The sequence below is a fragment of the Burkholderia sp. AU32262 genome (assembly GCF_020419985.1).
GTDB classification, from domain to species: Bacteria; Pseudomonadota; Gammaproteobacteria; order Burkholderiales; family Burkholderiaceae; genus Burkholderia; species Burkholderia semiarida.
In genome coordinates, this window is record NZ_JAIZRS010000009.1 from 127,553 (window position 1) to 154,099 (window position 26,547).

Annotated in this window: 24 protein-coding genes; 5 read left to right on the forward strand and 19 right to left on the reverse strand. The window is 68.4% G+C overall.

Features of this window, described 5'->3' with window-relative positions; all coding sequences use genetic code 11:
- Positions 1-10: 10 nt before the first annotated feature.
- The 7 genes from LGN10_RS13455 to LGN10_RS13485 all read right to left on the reverse strand — a co-directional run bounded on the left by LGN10_RS13455 (position 11) and on the right by LGN10_RS13485 (position 9,005).
- Positions 11-1,156 carry a glycosyltransferase family 4 protein gene (locus LGN10_RS13455; RefSeq protein WP_226223823.1) on the reverse strand — a complete coding sequence of 382 codons (1,146 nt, stop codon included), beginning with the start codon at positions 1,154-1,156 and terminating at the stop codon, positions 11-13.
- Positions 1,157-1,199: 43 nt separating this feature from the next.
- Complete coding sequence (locus LGN10_RS13460) at positions 1,200-2,159, reverse strand: glycosyltransferase family 2 protein (protein WP_226223824.1); 960 nt, start codon at positions 2,157-2,159, stop codon at positions 1,200-1,202.
- A 62-nt stretch (positions 2,160-2,221) separates the two neighbouring features.
- Positions 2,222-4,447: a polysaccharide biosynthesis tyrosine autokinase gene (locus LGN10_RS13465; protein WP_059639105.1), complete on the reverse strand. Its 2,226-nt coding sequence runs from the start codon at positions 4,445-4,447 to the stop codon at positions 2,222-2,224.
- Positions 4,448-4,498: 51 nt separating this feature from the next.
- Entirely contained in the window at positions 4,499-5,677 is a 1,179-nt protein-coding gene (locus LGN10_RS13470) for a polysaccharide biosynthesis/export family protein (RefSeq protein ID WP_059583033.1), read from the reverse strand.
- The gene (locus LGN10_RS13475) at positions 5,671-6,114 is read right to left on the reverse strand and encodes a low molecular weight protein-tyrosine-phosphatase (protein ID WP_059583036.1); all 444 of its coding nucleotides are present in this window, start codon (positions 6,112-6,114) and stop codon (positions 5,671-5,673) included. The genes LGN10_RS13470 and LGN10_RS13475 overlap by 7 nt, the downstream gene beginning before the upstream one ends.
- A 30-nt stretch (positions 6,115-6,144) precedes the next feature.
- Positions 6,145-7,557, reverse strand: coding sequence for a UDP-glucose dehydrogenase family protein (locus tag LGN10_RS13480; protein WP_226223826.1), 1,413 nt, complete (start codon positions 7,555-7,557; stop codon positions 6,145-6,147).
- Between the two features lie 74 nt (positions 7,558-7,631).
- Positions 7,632-9,005 carry an undecaprenyl-phosphate glucose phosphotransferase gene (locus LGN10_RS13485; RefSeq protein ID WP_060311804.1) on the reverse strand — a complete coding sequence of 458 codons (1,374 nt, stop codon included), beginning with the start codon at positions 9,003-9,005 and terminating at the stop codon, positions 7,632-7,634.
- A gap of 428 nt (positions 9,006-9,433) precedes the next feature.
- On the opposite strand from LGN10_RS13485, the gene LGN10_RS13490 reads away from it, so the two are divergent.
- Positions 9,434-10,960 carry a mannose-1-phosphate guanylyltransferase/mannose-6-phosphate isomerase gene (locus tag LGN10_RS13490; RefSeq protein ID WP_226223827.1) on the forward strand — a complete coding sequence of 509 codons (1,527 nt, stop codon included), beginning with the start codon at positions 9,434-9,436 and terminating at the stop codon, positions 10,958-10,960.
- 124 nt (positions 10,961-11,084) lie between these two features.
- Here LGN10_RS13490 and LGN10_RS13495 read toward each other — a convergent pair whose 3' ends face one another.
- From LGN10_RS13495 to LGN10_RS13530, 8 genes are all read right to left on the reverse strand, one after another.
- Positions 11,085-12,029 (reverse strand): transposase, encoded by a 945-nt coding sequence (locus LGN10_RS13495; RefSeq protein WP_059583044.1) that lies wholly within the window; start codon positions 12,027-12,029, stop codon positions 11,085-11,087.
- A 753-nt stretch (positions 12,030-12,782) separates the two neighbouring features.
- Positions 12,783-13,364, reverse strand: a complete 582-nt coding sequence (locus LGN10_RS13500; RefSeq protein WP_226223829.1) for a DUF3501 family protein — start codon at positions 13,362-13,364, stop codon at positions 12,783-12,785.
- A 26-nt stretch (positions 13,365-13,390) separates the two neighbouring features.
- Entirely contained in the window at positions 13,391-14,728 is a 1,338-nt protein-coding gene (locus tag LGN10_RS13505) for a heterodisulfide reductase-related iron-sulfur binding cluster (protein ID WP_226223831.1), read from the reverse strand.
- 126 nt (positions 14,729-14,854) lie between these two features.
- Entirely contained in the window at positions 14,855-15,277 is a 423-nt protein-coding gene (locus tag LGN10_RS13510; protein WP_059583052.1) for a rubrerythrin family protein, read from the reverse strand.
- Between the two features lie 223 nt (positions 15,278-15,500).
- On the reverse strand, positions 15,501-16,769 hold the full coding sequence (locus tag LGN10_RS13515; RefSeq protein ID WP_226223837.1) for an RNA polymerase sigma factor: 1,269 nt from the start codon (positions 16,767-16,769) through the stop codon (positions 15,501-15,503).
- Complete coding sequence (locus tag LGN10_RS13520; RefSeq protein ID WP_059639096.1) at positions 16,766-17,182, reverse strand: VOC family protein; 417 nt, start codon at positions 17,180-17,182, stop codon at positions 16,766-16,768. Before LGN10_RS13520 ends, LGN10_RS13515 begins: the two co-directional genes overlap by 4 nt.
- A 26-nt stretch (positions 17,183-17,208) precedes the next feature.
- A complete protein-coding gene (locus tag LGN10_RS13525; RefSeq protein ID WP_059573773.1) occupies positions 17,209-17,628 on the reverse strand; it encodes a YciI family protein in 420 nt (139 codons plus the stop codon).
- Positions 17,629-17,753: 125 nt separating this feature from the next.
- Complete coding sequence (locus LGN10_RS13530; RefSeq protein ID WP_059573772.1) at positions 17,754-18,107, reverse strand: YciI family protein; 354 nt, start codon at positions 18,105-18,107, stop codon at positions 17,754-17,756.
- Positions 18,108-18,314: 207 nt separating this feature from the next.
- Between LGN10_RS13530 and LGN10_RS13535 the strand changes: the two genes are divergently transcribed.
- The 4 genes from LGN10_RS13535 (at position 18,315) to LGN10_RS13550 (ending at position 22,806) form a co-directional block, all read left to right on the forward strand.
- Entirely contained in the window at positions 18,315-20,186 is a 1,872-nt protein-coding gene (locus LGN10_RS13535) for an ExeM/NucH family extracellular endonuclease (RefSeq protein ID WP_226223839.1), read from the forward strand.
- Positions 20,187-20,473: 287 nt separating this feature from the next.
- Positions 20,474-20,860 carry a DUF883 family protein gene (locus tag LGN10_RS13540; RefSeq protein ID WP_059573770.1) on the forward strand — a complete coding sequence of 129 codons (387 nt, stop codon included), beginning with the start codon at positions 20,474-20,476 and terminating at the stop codon, positions 20,858-20,860.
- A 64-nt stretch (positions 20,861-20,924) separates the two neighbouring features.
- The gene (locus LGN10_RS13545; protein WP_059573769.1) at positions 20,925-21,509 is read left to right on the forward strand and encodes a YSC84-related protein; all 585 of its coding nucleotides are present in this window, start codon (positions 20,925-20,927) and stop codon (positions 21,507-21,509) included.
- 244 nt (positions 21,510-21,753) lie between these two features.
- Positions 21,754-22,806, forward strand: a complete 1,053-nt coding sequence (locus LGN10_RS13550; protein ID WP_226223841.1) for an AI-2E family transporter — start codon at positions 21,754-21,756, stop codon at positions 22,804-22,806.
- Positions 22,807-22,852: 46 nt separating this feature from the next.
- On the opposite strand, the gene LGN10_RS13555 is transcribed toward LGN10_RS13550, so the two are convergent.
- The 4 genes from LGN10_RS13555 to LGN10_RS13570 form a co-directional block, all read right to left on the reverse strand.
- Positions 22,853-23,365 (reverse strand): thioesterase, encoded by a 513-nt coding sequence (locus LGN10_RS13555; RefSeq protein WP_226223843.1) that lies wholly within the window; start codon positions 23,363-23,365, stop codon positions 22,853-22,855.
- A gap of 196 nt (positions 23,366-23,561) precedes the next feature.
- Positions 23,562-24,578 carry an NADP-dependent oxidoreductase gene (locus tag LGN10_RS13560; RefSeq protein WP_099317877.1) on the reverse strand — a complete coding sequence of 339 codons (1,017 nt, stop codon included), beginning with the start codon at positions 24,576-24,578 and terminating at the stop codon, positions 23,562-23,564.
- 37 nt (positions 24,579-24,615) lie between these two features.
- Positions 24,616-25,404 (reverse strand): SDR family oxidoreductase, encoded by a 789-nt coding sequence (locus LGN10_RS13565; RefSeq protein WP_124657237.1) that lies wholly within the window; start codon positions 25,402-25,404, stop codon positions 24,616-24,618.
- Positions 25,405-25,878: 474 nt separating this feature from the next.
- Positions 25,879-26,469, reverse strand: coding sequence for a phosphatase PAP2 family protein (locus LGN10_RS13570; protein WP_124657238.1), 591 nt, complete (start codon positions 26,467-26,469; stop codon positions 25,879-25,881).
- Positions 26,470-26,547 lie beyond the last annotated feature (78 nt).

Below are 26,547 nucleotides of genomic sequence, written 5' to 3' on the forward strand. Positions count from 1 at the left end.
CGATCCGCGCTCACCGCGACGACGCGCTCGAATCCGCGAGCGGCATCGCGACGTCCGCCGCCGCGGGCGTGCGGCGCCGGCGCAGCATGTCGCGCGTGATCCGCACGTGCTGCTCGGCGAACGCCTGCGTGGTCAGGTTGCGCTCGCGCAGGCACGCGGCGGCCGCCCGTGCGCAGTCGAGCGCCGCCGCCGGATCGGCGACGAAGCGGTCGGCGGCCTGGCGCATCGCCTGCGCGTCGAACGCCGGTACGTAGGCGGCCGTATCGTGCGGGAAGTAGTCGCTCAGGCCGCCCACGTCGGACACGATCATCGGCTTGCCGACGGCCGCCGCCTCGAGCATCACGGTGATACCCGACGCGTGGAAATTCGGCCGCAGCGGCACGACGATCACGTCGGCCCACGCGTACAGCTCGTGCTGCTTCGCGAGCCCCGATGCCGAGCCGATCTTCACGTTCGGCGCATGCCACTCGCGCGGCACGCGGCGGCGCGTCGCGAGCCGCACGTCGTAGCGTTCGTCTCCGCCGAACGCGGCGAGAAACGTGCGCCAGTCGCGGTCGCGGTCGTTGCCGATCGCGGCGATCCGCAGCGGCCGGTTCGGCTGCCATTGCCGCGGCTCGACCGGCGGGAAATCCTGCGTGTTCAGCCCGTAATAGACGAACTCGGCTTCGCGCCCGAGGGTGCGGCGGCACAGCTCGGCGTTGTCGCGGGCGAGCGTGGTCAGCACATCGGCGCGCGCGAGCAGCTTGCGGTACAGCCAGCGGCGCGGGCCGCCGAAGCCGTCCCACTTGTCGAACAGCCACACGCTCTGCGCGAGCAGCAGCGGGCGCTTGCCCTGCGCGCCGGCGAGCTTCAGGATCAGCGCGGCGGCCAGATGCTCCTGCTCGGTGTGCGTCCAGATCACGTCGGCGGCGCGCAGCGCCGCGCGGTTGCGCCACGCATGCACGACGTCGAAGCCGAGCGCCGCCTTCAGCGCGCGGCGCGCGAGGCTCACGACGCGGTTCTCGCGCACGTCCTGCGAATAGGTCAGCCGGAATTCGTCGGATTCGGCGTGGTGATAGCCGTACAGGCAGCCGATGCCGTCGCCTTTCCGGTAGGTACGCGGATCGGCGCCGTAGAACAAATGGACGTGAACGTTCGTTGCAGCCTTGGTGGTCATGCGAGCCCTCCGGGCATGGCCGCGCGCGAGGCGCGCAGGCCGTTCAAGACGTCACCGGCGGCATCGCCGCACGGTGGGGGGCGAGGTTCGTGCGGCGTGCATCGCGCGCGCCGCGGCGCACCGCGCGCCAGTGCGCGAGCACGCGGGCGCGCCGCGGGCTCGGCAGCGACAGCAGCACGTGCGCGAAGCCGGGATAGACGCGCGTGCCGACCAGCGTCCACCACCACCACGCGATCTCGCGCCGCAGCGGCGGCAGATGCTCGCGCAGCGTCAGTTGCAGGTTGTATGCGCCGTTGCCGATTGCGTTCAGCGACGCCGCATCGCGCCGGTCGTCGTCGAAGCGCTCGGCCGGGAAATGATCGACGGCGATCGCCGGGTCGTACAGCAGCGTCCAGCCCGCGCGCTGCACGGCCATGCTGAACGCCATGTCGTTGTGCACCTGCGCGCCGGCGCCGCGCAGCCGCGTATCGAAGCGCAGCCGTTCGATCGCCGCGCGGCGGTAACTCATGTTCGCGCCTTTCAGCATGTCGACTTCACGCGCGCCGCCGACGCCGAGGTGATGATTGCCGACGATCTTGCCCGACAGCGTGAGCTGGCCGACCCGCTCGCGCGATTCGTCGAGCACGCGGCCCTTCTCGTGCACCCAGTCGCGCCCGCCGACCGCGCCCACGCGCGGGTTGGACAGGAACGCGGCTTCGATGCGCGCGAGCCAGTCGGGGTGCGGCGCCGCATCGTCGTCGGTGATCGCGACGATGTCGCCGCCCGCCGAGTCGAGCCCCTTGTTCAGCGCGGCGACCTGCCCGGCCACGTCGACCGGCACGACGCGCAGCGGCAGCGCGCCGCCGACCGCCGGGTCGGCGAGCCGTTCGTGCGTGGCGTCGTCCTCCGGGCGCGCGACGACGATCACCTCGTCGGGCAGCCGCTGCTGCCGCTGCAGCGCCAGCAGGCAGCGCGCGAGGTCGGCGGGACGCCGGTAGGTCGGAACGAGCACGGAAATTTTCATCGAGGGTTCTCCATTCGGCCGGGCCGATGCGGCGCGCGCCGGCCCGGTGTCGTGCAATGCGGTCAAGCGCTCAGGTATTCGTGCACGGCCGCATAGCCGCGGCCGTAGCCGCGCGCCTTCGGCGGCACGCCATTGAAGATCCCGCCTTCCAGATCGACGCCCGCGGTGCGCAGGCGCTTGATCGCATCGGCGATCTCGCCTTCGGTATGCATGCCCGAGCGCAGCACGAGGAACGTCGAGCCGGCCATGCGGCCGATGATGGTCGCGTCGGTCACCGCCAGCACCGGCGGCGAATCGATCAGCACGACGTCGTAGCGCTTGCCGAGCCCTTCGAGGTATTGCGGCAGGCGCGTCGACATCAGCAGCTCCGACGGGTTCGGCGGGCGCGTGCCGGCCGCGATGAACGACAGGCCCTGCACCGGCGTCTCGCGGATCGCTTCCTCGAGCGGCGACTGATCGCTCAGCAGCTCGGACAGGCCCGGCTGCACGGTGAGGCCGAAGTAGCGGTCGAGCATCCCGCGGCGCATGTCGGCGTCGATGAGCAGCACGCGCTTGCCCGAATGCGCGAGCAGCACCGCGAGGTTGACCGTCAGGAAGCTCTTGCCGATGCCCGGCGTCGGGCCGGTCAGCACGATCACGCGGTTCTTCGCGTCCATCATCGCGAACTGCATCGCGGTGCGCAGGCTGCGCATGCTTTCGACGCTCAGGTCCTTCGGACGCAGGCTCGCGAGGATGGGCCGCGCGCGGCTGCCGCCCTTCTCCGCCGCCGCGTCGAGCTTCACTTGCTCGGCGCTTTGCGGCACCAGCCCGTACAGCGGCAGGTTGAAGGTGCGCTCGATGCGGTCCGGATCCTCGATGCCCTGGAACAGGTTGCGGCGCAGGAACACGACGCCCGTGCCGAGGATCAGCCCGAGGAACACGGCAGCCGACAGGATCAGCACCTTCTTCGGCTTGACCGGCGCGCCCGGACGCAGCGCCGAATCGATGAGGTGGATGTTGCCGCCCGTGCCGGCCTTCTGCACCGACAGCTCCTGCACGCGGTTCAGCAGCAGCACGTAGATGTCCTCGGCGACCTTCGCGTCGCGCTGGAGCTGGACGGCCTTCACTTCGGTCGCCGGCAGGCTGCGGAAGCGGTTGCTGAACTTGTCCTTCTCGCCCTGCAGCTCCGCGAGCTGCTGCTTCGCGGCGATCACCATCGGGTGCGAATCGGTGAAGCGCTGCGCGAGCGACGCGAGCTGCAGACGCTGCGCGGCGATCTGCTGTTCGTACTGCACGCTGCCCTGGAGGTAGACCTTCGCCTCGTCGCTCGCGTTGATCGAGCCCGACGTGCGCTGGTATTGCGTGAGCGCGGCTTCGGCGCGTTCGAGGTCGGCCTTCAGGCGCGGTTCCTCGCCCTTCAGGAAGTCGAGCATCTTGGTCGCTTCCGCCTGCTTCGCGATCACGTGCTGGTTCAGGTACGACTGCGCGAGCGCGTTCGCGATCGCGGCGGTCTGGTCCGGGTCCTTGCCTTCGAGCGAGATCTGCACGACGCCCGTCTGCTTGCCCTGCTCGCTCACCTGGATGCCGGCCTGGAACCCGCTGATCGCGTCGAGATCGTTGTAGCGCACCACCGTGAACTGCGTGCCGGGGCGCGCGACGAGCTTGCTCACGAGCAGCGTCACGCCGCCGCCCTGCGCCGATTCGCCGACGCGGCCGGCCAGCAGCCGCGTGCCGTTCTCGTCGACGAGCGAATAGGTGCCGTTCGGGCCGGCCGTCAGCGTGAGCTTCTTGCCTTCGAGCGCCGGCACGACGCTGATCGAATCGACGTCGGCGACTTCGCCGCCCCACGCGTACGACTTCAGGCCGAGCCACGGCCGCGACGGCTCGCCGGGCGTCGCGACGCGCGCGGCGAGGCTGCCGATCACCGGCAGCGTCTTCGGCGCGATCGAGAAGTTCAGCTTGAACTGCTCGACCACCGGCGCGACGACGCCGCGGCTCTTGATGATCTCGATTTCCGCATCGGTCGGCGCCTGCTGCGGCCCGCTGTTGATCGACGCGCCCGTCTGCGTCTGCGTGAGCGCCTGCGACGTGTTGTCGTTGCCCTCGACCCGCACGTGCACGTCCGCCTGGTAGACCGGCTTCGCGACGAAGCAGTAGAGGCCGGCGAGCGCGACGACCATCACGGCGATGCCGAGCAGCAGCCAGATGTCGTCCAGGATGACCTGGAGCAACTGGCCGAGGACGACGTCCTCTTCCTCGGTCTTCGCGGTCAGGTCCGCGTAGGAGTGTTTCGCTTGCGTGTTCACCATTCGTTCCCGCTTGAGTGGTGCCGGGGGGGCGGACGCCGCCCCGGCGGGCTATCAGCGCGTGATTTGCCGCATGTAGAAGATCGTCTGGATCGTCGGCAGCACCTGCTGCAGCACGCGGTTGAACTGCACCGAACCGGCCGTGCTGACGTAGACGACGTCGAGCGGCTGAAGCGGGAAGCGGCTCGACAGCATCAGCGCATCGGGCTGCGTCATGTCGAGGCGGTACACTTCGGGCTTCGTCGGGTTGTCGCGCATCCCGCGCATCACGTAGATCTTGCGCGGGTTCGCGTCGGTGTCGAGAATCCCGCCGCCGGCGGTCAGCGCATCGGCGATCGTCAGCTTGCCCTTGAGCATCGGCACCGTGACCGGCGTCTTGACCTCGCCCATGATGAACACGCGGCTGTCGCTGCGGTCCGGCACGTTGACGATGTCGCCCGGCTGCAGCATCACGTTCTGCTTCACCTCGCCGCGATCGAGCACGCCGTTCGCGTCGAGCGTGTACAGCTTGCCGTCGCGCGTCAGGCGCACGCGCTGCAGGTCGGCCTCCGCGGTCGAGCCGCCCGAGCGCGAGATCGCGTCGACGAGCGTGAGCGGCACGTCGCTCACCGCGAGCGGGCCCGGCTGCTTCACCTCGCCCGTCACCTGCACCTTCTGGCTGCGGAACGACAGCACGCGCACGTCGAGCTGCGGATTCTTCACGTAGCGCGCGAGGCTCGACGCCATCTCGTCGCGGATCTGCGCGACCGTCTTGCCGGCCACGCGAATCCGGCCGACGAACGGGAAGAAGATCGTGCCGTCGGCGGCCACCGTCTGGCCGTACGGATCGGCCTGGCCCGGCAGCGCGGTCGTATACGGCTGCTGCAGCGCGCCCGCGACCGATTGCGTCGTGTTGCCGCCGCTCGAGAACGACTGGCCCTGCGGCGTCGTCAGCTCCGGGTGGTCCCACACGGTGACGCCGAGGATGTCCTGCGGGCCGACGCGATACGTGTACTGCGACGGATCGGTATAGCGCCCGGGCGGCAGCGGATGATCGACCTGCGCTTTCTGCAACTGGTCCATCACCACTTTGGCGTCGATGTAATGAACCGGATAGGTTTCGGCCGCTTCCTGCCGGCCGTCGTCCTTCAGGTTCGACGAGTCGAGGTAGTTGCCGGGCGCGGTTGCACAGGCTGACAGGAAAGTCGTCAGCGCGACGGCAAGCGCCACCGGGCGCATCGGGCGTTTCAGCATAGTTTCTGTAGCCATCCTTGAACCAGACGTTCGATCAGTGAGTAGCTCTCGCGGTAGTCGGCCTCGGGGCCGCCGTGCGGGTCCGCGATCTCGGCCCCTTCCCACTTGCCGAGCAGGTGAACCTTGCCGCGTGCGAACGGATCGACCGATTCGACGGCCGCGATCTGTCCGCGCTCGCTGACGAGAATCAGGTCGGCGTCGCGCACGATCCGGCGCGACAGCCGCCGCGAGCGGTGGGTCGTCGCATCGACGCCCCGCTCGGCGAGCAGTTGCCGCATCACCGGATCGATGCCGTCGCCGTCGTTCGCGTGCACGCCGGCCGAATGGAACGTCGGCCGCGGGCCGCCGCGCGACGCGGCGTGCGACTTGAACAGCATTTCCGCCGCCGGGCTGCGGCAGACGTTGGCGTGGCAGACGATCAGGATGTTCCGGAACATGGCGTCTCGTAACGAGTGACGGAAAACGGGTTACGCGCTGGCGCGCGCGGCGCCCGGCACGCGCGCGGCGACCGCCTGGCGCGAGCCCGGCCGGCCGATCGGGTGGTACTCGATACCCTGCTCGCTCATCGTCTCCGGCTCGTACAGGTTGCGGCCGTCGAAAATCACGGGCGCCTTCCACAGGCGGCCGAGCGCGACGAAGTCGGGGCTCTTGAACGCCTTCCATTCGGTGACGATCACGAGCGCGTCGGCATCGCGCGCAGCCTGCGCCTCGTCGTCGACGAAGGAGAGACGCTCGAGCCAGCTCGGGTGATCGGCGAGATCGAGCGCGATCACGCGGCGCGCTTCCTGCTGCGCGACCGGGTCGTAGGCGGCGACGCGCGCGCCGCGCGACAGCAGCTCGGCGATCAGCTCGCGGCTCGGCGCCTCGCGCATGTCGTCGGTGTTCGGCTTGAACGCGAGGCCCCACAGCGCGAACGTGCGGCCCGTCAGGTCCTCGCCGAAACGCGCGACGATCTTGTCGGCGAGCACGCGCTTTTGCGTCGCGTTGACCGACGACACGGCCTTCAGGATCTGCAGCGACTGGCCGTGCTCGTCGGCCGTGCGGATCAGCGCCTCGACGTCCTTCGGGAAGCACGAGCCGCCGTAGCCGCAGCCGGCGTACAGGAAGTGGTAGCCGATGCGCGGATCGGAGCCGATCCCGCGGCGCACGGCCTCGATGTCGGCGCCGAAGCGGTCGGCGAGGTTCGCGAGCTCGTTCATGAACGAGATACGCGTCGCGAGCATCGCGTTCGCCGCGTATTTCGTGAACTCGGCCGAGCGCACGTCCATGTACAGCGTGCGCTCGTGATTGCGGTTGAACGGCGCGTAGAGCTTCTTCATCAGCTCGCGGGCGCGCTCGCCCGGCACGTCGTCGTCGCAGCCGATCACGATGCGGTCCGGCCGCGTGAAATCGTCGACGGCCGCGCCTTCCTTCAGGAATTCCGGATTCGACACGACCGAGAACATCTGGTCGCCGCCGCGCTTCGCGAGCTCCTCGGCGACCGCCGCGCGCACGCGCTCGGCCGTGCCGACCGGCACCGTCGACTTGTCGACGATCACCTTGAAGCCGGTCATGTAGCGGCCGATGTTGCGCGCCGCCGCGAGCACGTACTGCAGGTCGGCCGAGCCGTCCTCGTCCGGCGGCGTGCCGACCGCGATGAACTGCACGTCGCCGTGCGCGACCGCGGCCTCGACGTCGGTCGAGAAGCGCAGGCGGCCGGCCGAGCGGTTGCGCGCGATGACTTCCTTCAGGCCCGGCTCGTGAATCGGCACGCCGCCGTCGTTCAGGATGTCGATCTTTGCCTGGTCGACGTCGAGACAGAACACGTCGTGCCCGATGTCGGCGAGACAGGCGCCGGTGACAAGCCCTACGTAACCGCTGCCGATGATAGTCAGATTCATAATGTGTCGGACCCCTTGACCAATGATTCGAAATTCGGAAAACCGGAATGCCTGCGTGACGCGGCGCGTCGGCGTCAGTACGCGTTGCTGCCGGTGAAGCCTTTCCACAGCGTCAGCACGACGATCTTGATGTCGAGCCAGAACGACCAGTTCTGCATGTAGTACAGGTCGAGCTTCACGCGCCCCATCATCTTCTCGATCTGGTCGGTCTCGCCGCGATAGCCGTTGATCTGCGCCCATCCGGTGATGCCGGGCTTGATCCGGTAGCGGAACATGTAGCCCTTGACCAGATCCTTGTAGATGTCGTCGTGCGCGAGCGCATGCGGGCGCGGCCCCACCACCGACATCTCGCCCTTCAGCACGTTGATGAACTGCGGCAGCTCGTCGAGGCTCGTGCGCCGCAGGAACCGGCCGACCGGCGTCACGCGCGCGTCGTTCTTGGTCGCCTGCGTGACCTGCCCGGCCACTTCCTGGTGCACCTTCATCGAGCGAAACTTGTAGATCTCGAACTCGTGCCCGTCGATGCCCTTGCGCTTCTGCCGAAAGAACACCGGCCCGCGCGAGGTCAGCTTGATCAGCGCCGCGATCAGCACCATCACCGGCGCGAGCGCCGTGAGCGCCGCCAGCGCGAACAGCCGGTCGAACACGAACTTCGGCAGGATCCGCACGTCGGTGATCGGCGACGCCGCGAGGTTGATCGCCGGCACGCCGAGCACCTCGACCACTTCCTGGTTGAAGAACGACAGCGTGCGCACGTCCGGAATGAAGCGGATGTTCACGAAGTCGTGGCGGAACACCGTCACGATATGGTGAATCCGGCGCTCCTCCGTGATCGGCAGCGTGAGCCACAGCTCGCTGATCGCGCGGCTGCGCACGAGCCACACCAGCGAGTCGAACTGCCGCTCGATGCGCACGTCGTCGAGCGCGACTTCGCCCGGCGCCTCGCTTTCGTCGTACACGCACACCGGGTTGAAGCCGGCTTCCGGCCGCGCCCGCATCTGCGCGATCAGCCGTCGCGCCGCGGGCGTGCCGCCGACGATCGCGACCGCCTTCAGGTTGTAGCCGCCGCGGCGCAACTGCCGCAGCACGACGTGCACGCAGGCTTTCGAGCCGGCGAGCAGCGCCATCGTCACGAGCGCCCAGTAACCGAGCCACAGCCGCGACAGGTCGCCCGACTGGTGAAAGCTGAAACTCAACAGGATGCCCGCGAGCTCGACCGCGAGCCACGCGAACGCCACGCGGACCACCAGCCCGACGAGACGCTTGCCGCGCCACGACTGGTAGATGCCGACGGCCGGAAAGAACACGACGACGAGCAGGCAATCGAACAGCACCGTCGTACGTTGCAGGTCGCTGAGCCCGATGCTGCCGTCGTGCAGCGCCGCCGCGATCAGCGCCCCCGTCACGACCATCGCGATATCGATGACTCTCGCCAGCACGCTCAACATGTCCGCTTCCTCTTTGAACAGGCGTTTGCCGAACTGCTCCTCGTGCGACCCGTGCCGCACCTTCGATTCAAACGTTGCATGACGCTATTGAAGCGACAAGAAAATTCCGCCTCAAGCGCACAAGTATTTCGAAAAATAATCGGAAATTATTGCCGCGATCTTTTTTAATTAAATCGGCAGGTTTTCCCGAATCGGTGTGAAACGGGGATTTTTTCAGATGCATTGCGCTTCCCGCTCGCCCTTTGCAGACGGGCATGCCGGGCCGGCACCCGGAATTATTTTTTATTTTTTTATTTCCTGCCGGTGCTACCGCGGAAAATTCTCCCGACCGCATGCGCGGCGGATATCCGGCATTGGGTCCGGTTTTATTGTCGATTTACTTCATGCTACAACGACAGGCACCGACTTCAACCATGGAGAGTGTCATCATGAATGCTCCGGCAGTGGCCGCCGAAACGCGCCATTCTTCTTCCGCCGCACCCGCCGTCGGCACGCGCCTCGCCGTGCAGCCCGTGATTCTCGCCGGCGGCTCGGGCACGCGCCTGTGGCCGATGTCGCGCGAGCGCTTTCCGAAACAGCTGATCGGCCTGCTCGGCGATCATTCGCTGCTGCAGTCCACCGCCCTGCGCCTCGACGGCCTGAGCGCCGATCACCCGCTGAACGACGACGTGCTGATCGTGTGCGGCGAGGATCACCGCTTCACGACCGCCGAACAGCTGCGCCTCACGGCCAAGCGCGCGACGATCATGCTCGAGCCGCTCGGCCGCGACACCGCGCCCGCGCTGACGCTCGCCGCGCTGCGGCTCGTCGCGAACGGCAACGACGCGGTGATGACCGTGATGCCGGCCGACCATGCGGTCGCGGACGTGCCGCGCTTTCACGCGGCCGTCGCGGCCGGCGTGCACTGCGCGGCGCAAGGCAAGATCGCGACGATGGGCATCGTGCCCAAGCACGCGGAAACCGGCTACGGCTACATCCGCGTCGGCGCGCCGCTCGGCGACGCCGGCACGGGCGCCCTCGACGTGCGCCGCCTCGACCGTTTCGTCGAGAAGCCGCACCTCGAACTCGCGCAGCAGTACGTCGCGTCCGGCGAGTACTGGTGGAACAGCGGGATCTTCATCGTGCGCGCGTCGGTCTGGCTGAAGGCGATCCGGCAGCTCGAGCCCGCGATCTACGCGGCCTGCGAACAGGCCGTCGCCCAGGGCAAGGAAGACGGCGATTTCTTCCGCGTCGATCGCGACGCATTCGCCGCGTCGCCGTCGAACTCGATCGACTACGCGGTGATGGAGCCGCTCGCGAGCCTGCCACAACTGTGCGAAAGCGTCGTCGTACCGCTCGACGCGGGCTGGTCGGACGTCGGCTCGTGGGACGCGATCTGGCAGATCTCGCCGAAGGACGACACCGGCAACGTCGGCCGCGGCCACGTGCTGTTCGAAGGCGCCGAATCGACGTTCGCGCATTCGGAAAGCCGGCTCGTCGCCTGCGTCGGCACGCAGAACCTGGTCGTCGTCGAAACGCCCGACGCCGTGCTCGTCGCGGACAAGTCGCGCGTGCAGGACGTGAAGAAGATCGTCGGGCACATCAAGGCGCGACAAGGCTCCGAAGCCACCGATCACCGCAAGGTGCATCGTCCGTGGGGCCACTACGACTCGGTCGACACCGGCGAGCGCTTCCAGGTGAAACGCATCGTCGTGAAGCCGGGCGCGCAACTGTCGCTGCAGATGCACCACCACCGCGCCGAACACTGGATCGTCGTACGCGGCACCGCGCGCATCACGCGCGGCGAAGAAACGTTCCTGCTGTCCGAGAACGAATCGACGTACATCCCGCTCGGCGTATCGCATCGCCTGGAGAATCCGGGCAAGATGCCGCTCGAACTGATCGAAGTGCAGTCGGGTGCGTATCTCGGCGAGGACGACATCGTCCGCTTCGACGATACCTACGGCAGACGGTAACGCGTCATGCACCACAGGGCGCCGCTGTAACAGCGGCGCCCGGGGCAAGGCAGACATGGAGACACCGGACTTCCGCGCGGGCGTCGTGGCACACGACGACCCGCGCGCGGCACGGCAGCGGCGATCAGCCCACGCGGTACGCGTATTCGTGACGCTCCGACTGCACGGGATCGTTGCGGCTTTCCGACAACGCACCCGCCCGACGCTCGGCGATGAAGCGCTTGATGTCCGATTCCGCGCGCGCCAGCGCCGACAAACCGGCCAGCACTTCGCCTTGCGGCTCGCGCGCCGGTGCGTCGCTCGCACCGTGGCGATCGATCCACTGGCGCGCCCAGTCGAGCGCGTACTGCTCGGCTGCCTCGGCATCGGTGAAGCGCGGGCCGATCAGGCCCGAGCGCTCGACGCGCCGGTCGTCCTGCGAGATCTCGGCCCATGCGCGGTACATCAGGTTCTGCACGGGCTGCGCGATGCCGCTGATCGTATAGCCGCGATATTCATCGACCTGCGGCTCGGCCGCGGCGAAACTCGCCGACGACGCCCGCGCATGGCGCAACTCCGCGGCCGGCGCACCGGGCACCGTGAACGACACGCGAGCGCGGCCGTCCACCTGGTCGTCGCGCATCGTGCTCAACGACGACGCCCCTTCGCCCTGCCAAACGTTTGCCTGCGCAACCGGCAATTGCCACGACTCGGGGTTCTGCCAGAACACGCCGCGCAGACGGTCGTTATCGGGCACGGGCTCCGCGCGGCGAGCCGGCACGACTGCCTCCGGCGGCGGCGGAATATACGCGAACGTGCGCCCGCTGAACTGCGTCAGCACGTCGATCATCTTCAGCAGCGTGCCGTTCGCCAGCCACTCCTCGTAACGGCGGCGGCACGTCGGCCCGGACGGATAGCGGCCCGGCAGCTTTGACCAGGCTTCCCCGGTCGTCAGGATCCAGAGCACCGCGTTGGCGACGACGCGCGGTTCGGCGCGCGGACGCCCACGACGATTCAGCCGGATGGGTTCATCGGCGATCAGCGCTGAAAGGCGAAACCACTCTTCATCGTTAAGCTCATCGAAGAACATAGTCGATCTCTCCACGCAGCCAGGCCGGGGCTGCGATTGGCGGCGCCGTCGCGACACATCGCGTCGCGGGGCGGCCAGGTTGCACATTATGGTTATCCGGCGTTGTGCATACCGGGCGACACCGCACTTTCACGGTGCCGCGATTCCCGGCAATGGCGCACAAATCGCGGTCTCACTCCAATGTGGGAATTTTTGTGCACGAAGCATACCATCCCTAGGGTTTATCTCAATATGACAATGACTTAATGTTACGCACTGAAACAACCTGCCATGGGCGAGCAATCCATTTACGCTTGAATTTTTTTGCGAGATCTTTATGCCGATCGCTGCAAAGGCCCGTCTGGCGGGGCGCTTCAGCGTCTGAAGAATGCCGTCGAACCGGCTGCCACCGCCTGGTCCGACCCCGATCGGCAACAATCTCCGGGATTACTTCGGGAAATCGGTAAATCAGGGGAAAATTCGTAACAAGATATTCACGGATCGGTAAATCATTCAATTTGCGTTGAGTCAAATTATCTCTCCGCACAATCTCTTTATTGTTTCTCTGCGGGTAATGAAAACACGCTGACGTAGCGCGACCAATGTGTCCCCGCATGCAAATCCGTCACGCTTGTTACATCTTCGCGGGGACCGGCAAGCGGCCGCGCCGCGCGGCATGTGGCGCGGCCGTTGCAGGCCGGAACGGAAAGGAGGAAGCCGGCGTGGCGGGCAGCGCGCGGCGGTGGCGGGTGGCCCCTGGGGCCCGTTCACGCGCTAGCGCAGATCGCCGGCCAGCGACGCGGCCACGTCCGCGTCGACACGCTGCGCCGGCATCGTATAGGCCGGGTGATCGCAGCCGATCGACAGCGCCGCCCCGCTCTTGAGCGCCGCGCGCATCGGCACATCGAACTCGAAGCGGACGAAGTGCACGGCCGACGTCTTCTCGGCGTTGTCGCGCTCGAGATCCTCGTCGGCGATCGCGTAGACGCTCGCGTGCCCGTCGACCCGCAGGTAGACGCGATCCTCGACCCCGATCAGCCGCGCGAGCGCCGCGCGCCGTTCGATCTCGTGCTCGTACTCGATCTGCATCGTCGCCTTCAGGTTGGTGCCGTCGGGCACCAGCGGCAGATACGCGTCGAGCTCGGCTTCGATGCCGGCCTCGTCGAAGATCTTCTCGATGTGCAGCATCTCCTGGATCTGGTAGCGGATCGTCGTCTCGTCCTCGAACAGGAAACGCAGGTGGTTGCCGAGCGCCACCGCGCGGCGGCGCTTGTACGCGACGAGCCGCGCGTGTTCGGCCTTGCGGATCTTCGCGTACGCTTCGAGCGTCAACAGGGAGTCGCGGGTCAGCGTCATGGATGTCCTCGTGGATGGCCGGCGGCTCAGACGCCGTACGCGCGGCGCAGCAGCGTCAGCGGATGCGCGAGCGGCGCCGGCGGCAGCCCGTTCTCGTCGATGCCCTGCACGATGTGATGGCCGGCGAGCGCGCAGTCGGACGATACGACATCCGGCCAAGGCTCGGCCATCGCCTTGAACACGGGCGCACCGATCCGCATCGCGTCCGCATGGAATGCCTTCTTCACGCCGAACGTGCCCGCGTGGCCCGAGCAGCGCTCGACGACGTTCACGCGCGTGTCGGGCACGAGCGACAGTGCATCGGCCGTCTTGCGGCCGATGTTCTGCACGCGCGCATGGCACGGCACGTGATACGACACGGTGCCGAGGCCCGTCTTGAAATCGGTCTTCAGCAGCCCGTCGCGATGCCGCGCGATCACGTATTCGAACGGATCCCAGAACGCGTCGGCCACCGCGCGCACGGCTGCGTCGCCGGGGAACATCAGCGGCAGCTCGCTCTTGTACATCAGCACGCAGCTCGGGATCGCGCCGATCAGCGCATAGCCTTCGCGCGCATAGCGCTCGAGCACCGGAATGTTCACCGCCTTCTTCGCGGCGACGCCGTCGAGATTGCCCTGCTCGAGCAACGGCATCCCGCAGCAGGCTTCGCGCGTGACGAGCTCGTACGGGATCTCGTTGTGCGCGAGGATCGCGAGCAGGTCGTGGCCGATCCCCGGCTCGTTGAAATTCACGTAGCACGTCGCGTAGATCGCGACCTTGCCGGGCGTGCGGTCGCCGTCGCGCACCGGCGGGCCGTCCGAGCGCCGAGCGGCGCGCCGGAACTTGCGCGGCGCGAATTCCGGCAGCCACGCGTGACGATCGACGCCGAGCGCCGCTTCGAGCGCATGGCGCGCGGGCGGCGTGCGGTTCACCGCGTTGACCGCCTGCGTGACGACCGGAATGCCGGCGAAATGGCCGAGCGCATCGGTATTCGACAGCACCTTGTCGCGCAGCGTCGCTTCGCCGCGCTTGTAACGCGCGGCCTTGCCGCGCAGCATCAGGTGCGGGAAATCGACGTTCCATGCGTGCGGCGGCACGTACGGGCATTTCGTCATGTAGCAGAGGTCGCACAGGTAGCACTGGTCGACGACCTTGCCGAACGCGGCCTTCGGCACTTCCTCGACGTCACCCGCCGGCGTGTCGTCGACCAGATCGAACAGCGCCGGAAACGCGCCGCACAGCGACACGCAGCGCCGGCAGCCGGCGCAGATGTCGAATACGCGCGTCATTTCGGCGTCGATCGCGGCCTGGTCGTAGAATGCTTCGGACTGCCAGTCGAGTGGATGCCGGGTCGGCGCTTCGAGACTGCCTTCCTTGTGGGGCATGGGGCCCTCCAGCGTGGCGCGCATGCGCGCGGACGCGCCGCCCGCGCGGTGTGGGCGGCGAGCGGCGCACGGCCGCCGGTCGGCGAAATTGTCCGACCGGGCCGTGCGGCCTTGCAGGGGGCCGCGTCAGTCGACGAGTGCGTCCAGCGCCTTCGTATAGCGGTTCGCGTGACTACGTTCGGCCTTCGCGAGCGTCTCGAACCAGTTCGCGATTTCGTCGAAGCCTTCTTCGCGCGCCGCCTTCGCCATGCCCGGGTACATGTCGGTGTATTCGTGCGTTTCGCCGGCGATCGCCGATTCGAGGTTCAGCCGCGACGAACCGAACGGCAAGCCCGTCGCCGGATCGCCGACTGCTTCGAGATATTCGAGGTGGCCGTGCGCATGGCCGGTTTCGCCTTCGGCGGTCGAGCGGAACAGCGCGGCGACGTCGTTCTGCCCCTCGACGTCGGCCTTCGAAGCGAAATACAGATAGCGCCGGTTCGCCTGCGATTCGCCCGCGAATGCGGCCTTCAGGTTGGCTTCGGTTTTGCTGCCCTTGAGTTGAGCCATTTGCGCCTCCGTTCGAGTCGGCGCGGCCGCGTGCGACGCCGGGCCGATCAGATATGTGGGGAACGATGCCGCGCCGGGCGCGCATCGTGCTCTTCAATCTAGGCGCTCGCGTTCGCATCACCCAATAGGCTTTTTCAATGCGGGCGATAGCATGGCGGCAGAGCGCGCGTACCCAGGAAAACGGTGTTGCGCGGCGCGTGGCACCGCGCCCGCTCGTCAGGCGTCACGCATCCATCGCGCGCTTGAGCAGCAATTCGCGCTCGCGCTCGTTGCGCGTCAGTTCCGCCGCGCGGCGGAATTCCAGCTTGGCCTCGTCGGTGCGGCCGAGCTTCGCGAGCAGATCGCCGCGCACGCTCGGCAGCCAGTGATAGCGCGCGAGCGCCGGATCGTCGCGCAGCACGTCGACGAGTTCGAGCGCCGCGGCCGGCCCGAACGCCATCCCCACCGCCACCGCGCGATTCAGCTCGACGACCGGCGACGGCGCGACTTCGGCAAGCGCGTCGTACAGCGCGACGATCTGCGGCCAGTCCGTGTCCGCCGCCTGCCGCGCACGCGCGTGACACGCGGCGAGCGCGGCTTGCAGCGCATACGGCCCGCGCACGCCGCCGAGCTTCGTCGCCCGCTCCAGTGCCGCGAGGCCGCGCCGGATCAGCAACGGATCCCAGCGGCTGCGGTCCTGGTCGAGCAGCAGCACGGGCCGGCCCTGCGCATCGATGCGTGCATGCATGCGCGACGCCTGCAGCTCCATCAGCGCGACGAGCCCGAGCACTTCGCTTTCGTCCGGCGCGAGCCCGGCCAGCACGCGGCCGAGCCGCAACGCCTCGTCGCATAGCGCCGGACGCATCCAGTCGTCGCCCGCCGTCGCCGCATGGCCTTCGTTGAACACGAGGTAGATCACTTCGAGCACCGACGCGAGCCGCGCGGGCCGCGCATCGGCGGCCGGCACCTCGAACGGCACGTGCGCCGCCGCGAGCGTGCGCTTCGCGCGCACGATCCGCTGCGCGATCGTCGGCTCGGGCGTCAGGAACGCACGCGCGATCTCGCCCGTCGTCAGGCCGCCGAGCAGCCGCAGCGTCAGCGCGACGCGCGCGTCGGTCGACAGCACCGGGTGGCACGACGTGAAGATCAGCCGCAGCAGATCGTCGCCGATGTCGTCGTCGCGCGCGTCGGCGAGCGCGTCCGCGATGTCGGGGACGACATGCGCGTCGAGCGCGTCCATCTCGTGACCGAGCTGGTCGCGCTTCGCCGCATGAAGCGACTCCTGCCGGACCCGGTCGAGCGCGCGACGCTTCACGGCCGTCATCAGCCACGCGGCCGGGTTGTCGGGCACACCGTCGACGGGCCAGTGCTCGAGCGCGGCGACGAGCGTGTCCTGCGCCAGCTCCTCGGCCACGCCGACGTCGCGCACCACGCGCGCGGCGCGCGCGATGATCTTCGGCGCCTCGATTCGCCAGACCGCCTCGATCGCACGATGCGTCGCCTCATGCGTCACGACGCCTGCCCCTGGGCGGACGCCTCCAGCGGCATGGCCATCAGCTCCCACGTGTGGCCGTCGGGATCGGTGAACCCGTGGCCGTACATGTTCGGGTACTCGCGCGGCGCCTGCGGCGCGGCCCCGCCGGCCGCCAGCGCCTTCGCGACGAGCCCGTCGACTTCGGCGCGGCTGTCGCACGACAGGCACGACAACACCTGGATGTGCGTGGCCGGATCGATGATGGTCTTGTCGGTGAAGGTCTGGAAAAACGGCCGCACGAGCAGCATCGCGAAGATCGCGTCGCCGATCTTGATGCAGGCGGCCTGATCGTTGGTATAGGCCGGCACGACTTCGAAGCCGAGCGCCTGGTAGAACGTCTTCGCGCGCGGCAGGTCGGCTACCGGCAGGTTGATGAAAACCATCTTGTGCATGACGGGTGCTCCCGGTGAGGTTGGATTCAGGCGTGGCTGCGGCCGACGTGGAGATCGCGGAACCGCTCGACCGCGTCGCTCGGCGTGAGGTCGTCGAGCTCGAACAGCGGCCGCACCTCGATCTCGCAATCGAGCTCCGCGCCGAACGGCGCGGGAAACCGGCGCGTCCATTCGAGCGCCTCGTCGCGCGAGCGCACCTGGATCAGCGTATAGCCGGCGATCAGCTCCTTCGTCTCGGCGAACGGGCCGTCGATCACCGTGCCCTTGCCGCCCGCGTAGCGCACGCGCCAGCCATGGGCGCTCGGCCTCAGGCCGTTGGCGTCGAGCAGCACGCCGGCTTTCGCGAGTTCCTCGTGATAGACCGTCATGGCCTCGACCAGCCGGTTGTCCGGCAACGCGTCGGATTCGCTGACGGCGTTCGCCCGGATCATGATCATGAATCGCATCGTTGACTCCTTGTCGTCGGTGGAAGGCGACGCCCGTTCCGCGGCGCCTTACCCGGACGACGGCCGAACGACGGCCGGATCGACACGCGCCACGACAAATCAGGGTAAATACCGAGTCGCGACGCTCACAGGAAGCACGGGCCGACCGCGCGCACCTCGACCGTGCACCATTGCGCGGCCGGGCACTGGCGCGCGATCTCGATCGCTTCCTCGCGCGTATCGACGTCGACGAGGAAGAAGCCGCCGACCATCTCCTTCGCCTCGGCGAACGGGCCGTCGAGCAGGCGCGTCTCGCCGTCGCGCACCTGCACGCGCGTGCCGCGCTCGGAGCGCTCGAGCGACTCGACGCCGCGCAGCACGCCGCGCGCCTTCAGCGACTCGGCGAACTCGACCATCCGCGCATAGAGCGCCTGACCTTCGTCGAGCGTGCGCTCGGCGCGCTGTTCGGTCGGTTCGACAATCAACAGCATGTAAGACATGGATTTCTCCTGTGGGGGACGGGGCGCGGCGGCCTGCGCCGGGCGAGCGGCACACGACGCGCGGTGCGAAAGCGTAACAGCCGCGGAGCGGCTTGCCGCATCGTTGGCCAACCGGCACTGGCCGGACGGCCATTTCGGCCGCGGCCCGACATTTTGCCTTCAAGATGCGGTCCCGAACTGTCGGATTTTCATCCGGTGGACCGTCTCATGTCACGCCCGATTCCCCTGTTTGCCGTCGTGCTGTTCGTGGTGTTGTCCGTCATGCCGCCCAAGGCGCTCTTCGCCCGGCCGGCCGCCGCCGCGCTGCCCGGCAGCAGCGGCTGCGGCGGCGCCGCCACGGCGATTGCCGAAATCCGGCGCGCGGGCGGCCCGTCGCCGCTCGCCGGGCAAACGGCGTCGATCGAAGCGGTCGTCACCGCGGCGTTCGGCGGCGCCGACGGCCTGGGCGGCTTCTTCGTCCAGCAGGCCGACGCACAACGCCAACACCGGCCGGGCGTGCCGGAAGGCCTGTTCGTCTACGCGCCGAACGCGCGCGTGGCGCCCGGCGATCTCGTGCATATCACCGGCAAGATCGACGAGCAATACGGCCGGACGCAACTCACGCTGTCGGGCGACGTGGCCGTCTGCGCGCGCGGGCAGACGGTCACGCCGGCAGTGCTCACGCTGCCGGTCGCGTCGCCCGCCGTCCTCGCCGCGCACGAAGCCATGCGCGTTCGCCTGCCGCAAACGCTGACGGTCAGCGATACCTACGAACTCGGCCGCTACGGCAGCGTCGTGCTGAGCAACGGCCGGCTGCGCGCGCCGACCCAGGTCGCGCCGCCGGCCGACGCCGCCGCGCACGCCGCGGCCAACGCGCTGAACCGCATCGTGCTCGACGACGGTTCGAACCGCCGCGACCCGGCGGTCGTCCGCTATCCGCCGCCCGCACTGAGCGCCGCCAACACGCTGCGCGCGGGCTACACGGTACGCGGTGTCGAAGGCGTGCTCGAGCTGCGCTACGGCGCATGGCGGCTGCAACCGGTGGCCGGCGCGGCGCCCGTATTCGAGGCCGCCACGAACCCGCGTACCGCTGCACCGGCCCGGCATCCCGGTGCCGACGTGCGCATCGTGTCGTTCAACGTCTTCAACTATTTCAACGGCGACGGCCACGGCGGCGGATTCGACGCGCCGGCCAACCGCGGCGCGAAAACGCCCGCCGCGTTCGCGCGGCAGGAAGCGAAAATCGTCGCGGCGTTGCGCGCGCTGCGCGCCGACGTGATCGGGCTGATGGAGATCGCGAACAACGGCCACGGCGACGCGAGCGCCATCCGTCGGCTCGCCGCGCAGCTCGGCGACGGCTGGCGCGCGGTCGCCCCCGGCACCGCGCGGCTGGGCCGCGATGCGATCGCCGTCGCGCTGCTGTACGACAGCCGCGCGGTCGAGCCGATCGGGCGCACCGCCACCGTCTCGCTCGGCCGCCGCCACCGCCCGCCGCTCGCGCAGACGTTCCGGCGCATCAACGGCACACGCACGTTCACGGTCGCGGTCAATCACCTGAAGTCGAAGAACTGCCCGCATGCGAGCGGCGTCGATCTCGACCAGTCCGACGGGCAGGGTTGCTGGAATGCGGCGCGCACGCAGGCGGCCGCGCGTCTCGCCGACTGGCTCGCCACCTCGCCGACGGGCAATGCGGCCGGCGGCGTGCTGCTGATCGGCGATCTGAACAGTTATGCGAAGGAAGACCCGATTCGCACGCTCGAAGCGCGCGGCTACACGAACCTCGTCGCCCGCTTCGTCGGCGATGCTGCGTACAGCTACGTATTTCGCGGCGAGGCCGGCAATATCGACCATGCGCTTGCCACGCCGCCCCTCGACGCGCGCGTGAAGGCCGTACGGTTCTGGCACATCAACGCGGACGAACCGGTTGCGCTGCAACCCGTGCCCGATTACAAAACCGCCGCACGGCGGTCGGCTTATTACGCACCCGATGCATACCGCTCGTCGGATCACGATCCCCTCGTCATCGACATCGCGCTGGATCGGGGCGCCGCGCCACCGGCAGCAGGCACGAATCGTGCGCACCGCTCGGGCGTCGAGTAGTGCATTTGCATCAGCATCCAGCCTGCAATGGCACTATTTACCTGAGGCCCGTGGCGACGCCATATTTACCGGACCTTCACTGCGACCTGCTGCTCGACACGCTGCTTCATCCCGAGACGCGAAATTTTTTCAACCGCTGCGCGGCCCCGCGCGGCGGGCTTTCCCGGCGATCCTGCCGACGAATTGAAAATTTGTCTCGAAACTCAATGGGAGGAAGTGAATCACATGGGTTGCTGGGATTCGTCTTATCTTCAAAATGGGCCTGGAATCAAAGGAGGATAAACACCATGGCGCTTACCGACTCGATCGAACACAAGCTGGACCGCGGCCTGTCCGATATCCGCCGCACCGGCCGGCGCGTGGGCCGCACGACGCGCGCGGCTGCCCGCGATCTGCATGCCGACGTGACCGACGATCTGCGCGGGCTGGTCGATGAACTGGAAGATCTGCTGAAAAACGATGGCGATGGCGATATCGCCGCGCTGCGCAAGCGCGTGCAAGCCCGGCTCGATGAAGCGCGCGGCGCGCTCGACTACGCGTCGGGCAGCGCGGCCGCCCGGCTGCGCGATTCGGCCGAGCGCGTGTCGCAGGTCGTGCACGAGAACCCGTGGCAAACCGCCGGCGTCGTCGCGGGCCTCGCCTTCGTCGCGGGCCTGCTCCTTTCCCGCCGTTGAACGGGGCCGCGTGCACCGCCGCCCGCCCCGCCCGTCATCAATCAGACAACGAAGGAGAATCGCCATGCAGAAGTCCCTCGCCATGAAAGCCGCCGCCGCCGTGATGCTCGGCAGCCTCGCCCTCGCCGGCTGCACGACCACGTCCGACAAACCCGATACCGCCGCGGCCAGCGCGTCCAAGCGTCAATCGATCGACGCCAGCGTGAACGCGACGCTGTCGCGTCTGTATTCGACGGTGCCGGGTTCGCGCGACCTCGTCTCGAAGGCGCGCGGCGTCCTCGTGTTCCCGAACGTGCTGCAGGCCGGCTTCATCGTCGGCGCCCAGTCCGGCAACGGCGCGCTGCGTGTCGGCGGCAGCACCGTCGGCTACTACAACACGTCGTCGCTGTCGGTCGGCCTGCAGGCCGGCGCGCAGTCGAAGGCGGTCGTGTTCCTCTTCATGACGCAGGATGCGCTCGACTCGTTCCGCAAGTCCGACGGCTGGTCGGCCGGCGCCGACGCGTCGGTCGCGGTCGTGAAGGTCGGCGCGAACGGTGCGGTCGACTCCAACACGGCCACCGCCCCGGTGGAAGTGCTGATTCTGACCAATGCAGGCCTGATGGGCGACCTGTCGGTGAACGGCACGAAGGTCACCAAGCTCAACATCTGACGACGCGGCACGCGGCCTCGCGCCGCGTTCGCTTCCCGGCAGCGCCGCGGCCCCGGCCGCGGCGTTTTCGCATGTGCGTCACGCAGCGGCTATGATGGCAGCACCTTTGCGGGCATACTCCGCATGGGCCGCCCCGCGGATGGCCGCGGCGCGTTGCTCCGCGAACCCGTGACGTTCGCGAACCGATCGCGCGCGGGGCAACGAGATTCAATCAAACCACGCATCAATCTGCGCGAATGCACCCATGGATAGCGGACACGATCACCAAAAATTCTTCTATTTCCTGCTGTTCGCGGTTACCGTCGGACTCTGCTGGATCCTCGCGCCGTTCTCCGGCGCCGTCTTCTGGGGCACCATTCTCGCGATCCTGTTCCAGCCCGTGCAGCGCTGGCTGGCCGCGCGCTTCGGCAAGCGCCGCAATCTGGCCGCGCTCGTCACGATGTCGCTGATCATCCTGATCGTGATCCTGCCGCTCGTGTTCGTCACGGCCACGCTCGTGCAGGAAATCGCGTACGTGTACCAGGAGCTCAAGGACGCCCAACCGAACTATTCGCAGTACTTCCACGACATCATTCACGCGCTGCCGACGTCGATCCAGAACCTGCTGCAGAAATACGGGCTGACCAACATCCCGGGCATCCAGAAGAAGCTGACCGACGGCGCCGCGCAGATCAGCCAGTTCGCGGCCACCCAGGCGCTCAGCATCGGCCAGAACACGTTCCAGTTCGTCGTGAGCTTCGGCGTGATGCTGTACATGGTGTTCTTCCTGCTGCGCGACGGCGGCGAGATCGGCCGCCGCGTGCGGCGCGCGCTGCCGCTCGACGAAGAGCACAAGAACCTGCTGCTCGCGAAATTCACGACCGTCGTGCGCGCGACCGTGAAGGGCAACATCGCGGTCGCGCTCGTGCAGGGCGCGCTCGGCGGCCTGATCTTCTGGATCCTCGGTATCGAGGGCGTCGTGCTGTGGGGCGCGCTGATGGCGTTCCTGTCGCTGTTGCCCGCGATCGGCGCGAGCCTCGTGTGGGTGCCGGCCGCGCTCTACTTCCTGATGATCGGCGCGGTCTGGAAGTGCGTGATCCTCGTCGCGTTCTGCGTCGGCGTGATCGGCCTCGTCGACAACCTGCTGCGCCCGATCCTCGTCGGCAAGGACACGAAGGTGCCCGACTGGGTCGTGCTGATCTCGACGCTCGGCGGAATGGCGCTGTTCGGCATCAACGGCTTCGTGATCGGGCCGCTCGTCGCCGCGCTGTTCATGGCGAGCTGGGACATCTACGCACGCGCCGAACACGGCGAATGACTCGCGTCCGGCCGCCGGCGCTCCGCACGCGGGCGGAGATCGCCGCTCAGGGATGACGGATATGGATCACGACGGGCGCCACGGCGCCCGTTGCTTCATCCGCCGCAATCGTCATCACGCCGCCATACGGGCCGACGCGCTGAACCTGGCCCGGCGCCAGCCGCACGCTTTGCCCGGCGTGCGCATCGCGCCACGTTGCGCGCACCGCCGCGCCGCCGTCCGGCGCGAACGGCGCGCCGTCGGGCCCAACCAGCGCCACCTGCGCACCGGGCAAGCGCCGGCCGTGCGTATCGAACCGGAGCGTGGCCGTTGCCGCGTCGTCGGCCGCCTCTCGCGCGTCGACGAGCACGCCCGCCGGGGCATCGAGCGTCACGTCGTAGAGATCGACGAGCGAGCCGGTGAATCGCACGACGCCATCCGGCGCGGGCTGCCCGGCTGCCATCGCGTTCGACATGGCAGTCGACATCGCGAGTACGACACCGAGCCCGATCACCATCCTCCGTACGCCCCCGGCGCGCGATGCCGCTGCCGATCCCGACCGCTTCGCGTTGTTCCGCATGTTTCCTCTCCTCTGCCGCGTCACCAGAAAAACAGGCGGCGTGACGCGTCGGTCACGCCGCCTGTCTGCTGGCAATCACTTTAGGGAGAGCGGCCCGGACAATATATGGGACAAGTCCTAAACTGCAGCCGGGTTGATCGAACTCAGTGCAATCGACATCGCCCCGCGGCCCGATGCGAGCGGCGTTGCACGCCCGTCACGCGTCCGGGTCGACCCGCAGCACGAGCTTGCCGCGATGGTCGCCGTCGAACAGCCGGTTCAGCACGTCGGGCGCGTTTTCGAGCCCATCGGCCACGGTTTCCTCGGCCTTGAGCCGGCCGTCGCGCAGCCAGCCCGCGAGCGTCTGCACGGCTTCGCGGCTCTTGCGGTAGTCGAGGATCAGGAAGCCGCGCATCGTCAGCCGCTTCGAGATCAGCACGCCGACGTCGTCGGCCGCGCGGCCGCTGTTGTAGTTCGAGATCACGCCGCACAGCGCGACGCGCCCGCCGATCACCATCCGCGACAGCACCGCGCGCATCACCTCGCCGCCGACGTTCTCGAAGTTCACGTGCACGCCGTCCGGCGTCGCCGCCTTCAGTTGCTGGCGGAAATCGTCGGCCTTGTAGTCGACGGCCGCGTCGAAGCCGAGCGTCTCGGTCAGGTAGCGGCACTTGTCCGCGCCGCCCGCGATGCCGACCACCCGCGCGCCGTGGATCTTGCCGATCTGCCCGGCGATCGAGCCGACCGAGCCGGCCGCCGCCGACACGACGAGCGTTTCGCCCGGCTGCACCGGCGCGATGTCGGTCAGCCCGTAGTACGCGGTCAGCCCGCTCATCCCGCACGCGCCGAGCAGCGTCGGCAGCGGCAGGCCCGACTGCGCGGGCAGCTTCACGAGCTGCGCGGCCTGCCCGGCCGGCACGACCGCGTAGTCCTGCCAGCCGACGAGCCCCTGCACGAGATCGCCTTCCGCGAAGCCCGCGTTGCGCGACGCGACCACGCGGCCGATACCGAGCGCGCGCATCACCTCGCCGATCGCGACGGGCGGCAGGTACTGCGGCACGTCGCTCATCCACACGCGGTTGGTCGGGTCCATCGACAGATACAGCACGCGCACGAGCACCTCGCCGTCGGCAAGCGCCGGCACCGGCGTCTCGACGAGCGAAAAATGTTCGCGGCCGACCCGCCCTTCCGGGCGCGTCTTCAGCAGCAGCTGGCGGTTCACGGGTGTCGACATGCTGTTCTCCTCCAATCGTTGTGGTTCGGGATGCGCGTCAGACCGCGCACATGCCGCCGTCGATCACGAGTTCGGCGGCCGTCACGAAGCGGCTCTCGTCGGACGCGAGATAGACGGCCGCATGCGCGACGTCGTCCGGCTCGCCGAGCCGGCGCAGCGGAATGCCGCGCGCGAGCTTGCGCGTCGCGTCGCGTTCGCCGAGCGACTGGAACAGCGGCTCGACGATCCCCGTGCGGATGAACGCCGGGTGAATCGAATTGCAGCGCACGTCGATCTCGCGGCGCGCGCAGTCGATCGCGACCGATTTCGTCAGCGACGCGACCGCCGCCTTCGACGCGTTGTACGCGGTGAAATCCGGTTCGACCTTGAACGCGGCGACCGACGAGATGTTGATGATCGACGCGGGGTGGCTCTCGGCCAGATACGACAGCGCATGCTTGCAGCCGAGCACGATGCTCTCGACGTTGATCGCCATCACGCGCCGCCACTCGTCCAGCTCGATTTGCGCGGGCGAGCCGATCGAGCCGACGCCCGCGTTGTTGACCAGCACCGACAGCCCGCCCATCGCATCGACCGCCTGCGTGAGCAGCGCCTGCCAGCGCGCTTCGTCGCGCACGTCCTGGGTCGCGGCGAACGCGACCGGCGTCGCATGGCCCGCGTTGAGTTCCTGCGCGAACGCATCGAGCACCGCCGCTTCCGCGATGTCGGTGACGAACACGCGCGCGCCGTGCTCGACCATCCGGCGCGCGATCGCGCGGCCGAGGCCGCCCGCGGCGCCCGTGATGTATGCGCACTTGCCGGCAAGGCGCGGGGAAACGATTGTCATGGGCCTGCTCCTGTCGTGAATCGTCGTCGCGGAACGCTGCCGCGACGGGGTTGTCGTGCCTGCCGGGCCGCCGCCGGGCGACGTGCGTGGGTTACCGGTACGCCGGCATGACGGCGCACCGCACGTTTGCGCGAGTATATCGAGATAAGCGCGACGCACGCCGGACCGGCCCGGCACGACAGCCAGCGTACGCGAACGCGGCCGATCGATGAAATGAATATTCGTGATGCCCGGTCATAAGCGCCGTTCATGGCTGGCGCGTCGCCGCGCCGATGCGCGAAGCGGCGGGCGCGGCCGGACGCGCGCACGAGCCGTGCCAGTCGATTATCGGCATGACGGGCGTTGGGTTGCGCATCAAGGAGAACGCAATCGGGAAGATGAACCGGCGGCGTGGCATCGTGCCCCCGCCGGAAAGCGCCGGACGAACGCCGGCGGCAAGAAAGCGGCGCCGAAGCGCCCGCCGTGGCCCGAAAGTCAGAAGCCGTCGCCCGACGGCGCGCGCACGAACGCGCAGAGCTGCGGCGAATGCGTGTCGATCATTTGCTGGAACGGCGCACGGTGCCCGTACGCGATACCCGACACGAGCAACAGGCAGACCGCCGCGACGCGCGGCGAGAACGCGCGCAGCCGCGCGCCGTCGTAGCCGCGCAGGAACACCAGCGCGACCAGCGCGCCGAGCATCCAGCCGACGACGACTTCCGGCACAGTGTGCGAGTGATCGAACACGCGCGCGACGGCCGTGAGCGCGCCGACGGCCAGCCCGGCCGCGATGCCCGGCGCCTTGCCCGGCCGGAACGCTTGCCACAGCATCGACAGCGCGACCGTCCACACGGACGTCGACAGCATCGTGTGGCCGCTGATCACGCGGAAATCGAACTGCGCGAGCTCGATGCCGCATCCGGCGTACAGGATCTTCGTGGCGCCGACGAGCCCCATGCCGGCGGCCAGCAGCACGCCCCAGCGGGCGGCGAGGCGCCAGTCGGTCAGCGCGAGCCACGCCGCGCAGGTCAATGCGATCGGCAAGGTCAGCGCGGCATCGCCGATGTTGCTGATTTCACTCCACATGACGGACTTCGGAGACGAACGAAAGGCCGCAGTTTACCGCATGCGCGCAGCGCACCTGTGTCAGCCTGTGACAGGCTG

Excerpts from the sequence above, each read along its gene's own strand:
- LGN10_RS13455 (WP_226223823.1), bottom strand. The coding sequence starts at position 1,156 with ATGACCACCAAGGCTGCAACGAACGTTCACGTCCATTTGTTCTACGGC.
- LGN10_RS13460 (WP_226223824.1), bottom strand. The coding sequence starts at position 2,159 with ATGAAAATTTCCGTGCTCGTTCCGACCTACCGGCGTCCCGCCGACCTC.
- LGN10_RS13465 (WP_059639105.1), bottom strand. The coding sequence starts at position 4,447 with ATGGTGAACACGCAAGCGAAACACTCCTACGCGGACCTGACCGCGAAG.
- LGN10_RS13470 (WP_059583033.1), bottom strand. The coding sequence starts at position 5,677 with ATGCTGAAACGCCCGATGCGCCCGGTGGCGCTTGCCGTCGCGCTGACG.
- LGN10_RS13475 (WP_059583036.1), bottom strand. The coding sequence starts at position 6,114 with ATGTTCCGGAACATCCTGATCGTCTGCCACGCCAACGTCTGCCGCAGC.
- LGN10_RS13480 (WP_226223826.1), bottom strand. The coding sequence starts at position 7,557 with ATGAATCTGACTATCATCGGCAGCGGTTACGTAGGGCTTGTCACCGGC.
- LGN10_RS13485 (WP_060311804.1), bottom strand. The coding sequence starts at position 9,005 with ATGTTGAGCGTGCTGGCGAGAGTCATCGATATCGCGATGGTCGTGACG.
- LGN10_RS13490 (WP_226223827.1), top strand. The coding sequence starts at position 9,434 with ATGAATGCTCCGGCAGTGGCCGCCGAAACGCGCCATTCTTCTTCCGCC.
- LGN10_RS13495 (WP_059583044.1), bottom strand. The coding sequence starts at position 12,029 with ATGTTCTTCGATGAGCTTAACGATGAAGAGTGGTTTCGCCTTTCAGCG.
- LGN10_RS13500 (WP_226223829.1), bottom strand. The coding sequence starts at position 13,364 with ATGACGCTGACCCGCGACTCCCTGTTGACGCTCGAAGCGTACGCGAAG.
- LGN10_RS13505 (WP_226223831.1), bottom strand. The coding sequence starts at position 14,728 with ATGCCCCACAAGGAAGGCAGTCTCGAAGCGCCGACCCGGCATCCACTC.
- LGN10_RS13510 (WP_059583052.1), bottom strand. The coding sequence starts at position 15,277 with ATGGCTCAACTCAAGGGCAGCAAAACCGAAGCCAACCTGAAGGCCGCA.
- LGN10_RS13520 (WP_059639096.1), bottom strand. The coding sequence starts at position 17,182 with ATGCACAAGATGGTTTTCATCAACCTGCCGGTAGCCGACCTGCCGCGC.
- LGN10_RS13525 (WP_059573773.1), bottom strand. The coding sequence starts at position 17,628 with ATGCGATTCATGATCATGATCCGGGCGAACGCCGTCAGCGAATCCGAC.
- LGN10_RS13530 (WP_059573772.1), bottom strand. The coding sequence starts at position 18,107 with ATGTCTTACATGCTGTTGATTGTCGAACCGACCGAACAGCGCGCCGAG.
- LGN10_RS13535 (WP_226223839.1), top strand. The coding sequence starts at position 18,315 with ATGTCACGCCCGATTCCCCTGTTTGCCGTCGTGCTGTTCGTGGTGTTG.
- LGN10_RS13540 (WP_059573770.1), top strand. The coding sequence starts at position 20,474 with ATGGCGCTTACCGACTCGATCGAACACAAGCTGGACCGCGGCCTGTCC.
- LGN10_RS13545 (WP_059573769.1), top strand. The coding sequence starts at position 20,925 with ATGCAGAAGTCCCTCGCCATGAAAGCCGCCGCCGCCGTGATGCTCGGC.
- LGN10_RS13550 (WP_226223841.1), top strand. The coding sequence starts at position 21,754 with ATGGATAGCGGACACGATCACCAAAAATTCTTCTATTTCCTGCTGTTC.
- LGN10_RS13555 (WP_226223843.1), bottom strand. The coding sequence starts at position 23,365 with ATGCGGAACAACGCGAAGCGGTCGGGATCGGCAGCGGCATCGCGCGCC.
- LGN10_RS13560 (WP_099317877.1), bottom strand. The coding sequence starts at position 24,578 with ATGTCGACACCCGTGAACCGCCAGCTGCTGCTGAAGACGCGCCCGGAA.
- LGN10_RS13565 (WP_124657237.1), bottom strand. The coding sequence starts at position 25,404 with ATGACAATCGTTTCCCCGCGCCTTGCCGGCAAGTGCGCATACATCACG.
- LGN10_RS13570 (WP_124657238.1), bottom strand. The coding sequence starts at position 26,469 with ATGTGGAGTGAAATCAGCAACATCGGCGATGCCGCGCTGACCTTGCCG.